The organism is Actinomyces sp. HMSC065F12 (genome assembly GCF_001814535.1).
GTDB lineage: Bacteria > Actinomycetota > Actinomycetes > Actinomycetales > Actinomycetaceae > Pauljensenia > Pauljensenia radingae_A.
In genome coordinates, this window is the sequence record NZ_KV816996.1 from 1 (window position 1) to 844 (window position 844).

Below are 844 nucleotides of genomic sequence, written 5' to 3' on the forward strand. Positions count from 1 at the left end.
GCTTTCTGCACGATTTCGCACACTTCCATTTGGCATTCGCAGAGGCGTTCGAATTGGATGCGATAGGATGGCCGCGTCCGGTCGTATTCGCGTGCGAGGACCATGTGCCATTGCAGTAGGTCGCGAGGAATAGCGATGGTGAGATCAACGATGTCCATTAGTGGGTTCTTTCGTTTTCCGCAGCCATGTCGACCAGCCAGGCTGCCACAGTGAGCATCTGCGATGGTGCTAGTGGAATATTGATGCTCGTGTCTCCCTGGGAGGCGATCAGGCCGTGACTGTTCGTGTCGGGCGCGAGAGCCACGCCGTCACCCTTGATCGTGAGACTGGTGTCCGCTTCCATCACTTGTTGCCCTCCTTCATGAGCAGGAAAGTCATGCTCGAGCAGGCGTTTTGCGCCGCGTTGACGCGTCGTTGGAGTGTTTGCCACCGTTTCGCGATCTCCGGTTTTTCGGGTGGGAGCGGGGCTCCGTTGATTGCTGTGGTGGCCGCGCATAGCGCGCCAGACGCGCGCCTCATGCGTTTCTCGAGCGTGTCAGCTGCACCGTCCTGGGCTCCTGCCATGAGGACAAGCCACTCAGCCACTTGCAGCATTTCGGTCGGGCTGAGCGGGACGCCGGTCACTAGTGTCGGGGTCGTGCCGGTGTAGATGATGAGCCCCTTACAGTCAGTGTCTGCCGTGATTATGCTGGTACCGGCTGTGATGGTGCGTTTCGGGTCGGGCTTCACTGCTCGTCCTCCTGGCTACAGAAATTGCGGTCGGGGTTTAAGGCGAGGATTAGCCATTTCATTGGGGTTCTTCCTCGTACATGTAGAGGTAGTCGTGTTCTGAGTGCGGGTCGAG

Annotated in this window: 2 protein-coding genes; both read right to left on the reverse strand. The window is 58.5% G+C overall.

Translation table 11 applies throughout. The annotated features are described in order from the left end of the window. Positions 1–157 precede the first annotated feature (157 nt). Complete coding sequence (locus HMPREF2975_RS07505; RefSeq protein ID WP_141757343.1) at positions 158–346, reverse strand: hypothetical protein; 189 nt, start codon at positions 344–346, stop codon at positions 158–160. Then, on the reverse strand, positions 343–729 hold the full coding sequence (locus HMPREF2975_RS07510; protein WP_070726906.1) for a hypothetical protein: 387 nt from the start codon (positions 727–729) through the stop codon (positions 343–345). The genes HMPREF2975_RS07505 and HMPREF2975_RS07510 overlap by 4 nt, the downstream gene beginning before the upstream one ends. Positions 730–844: the final 115 nt, after the last annotated feature.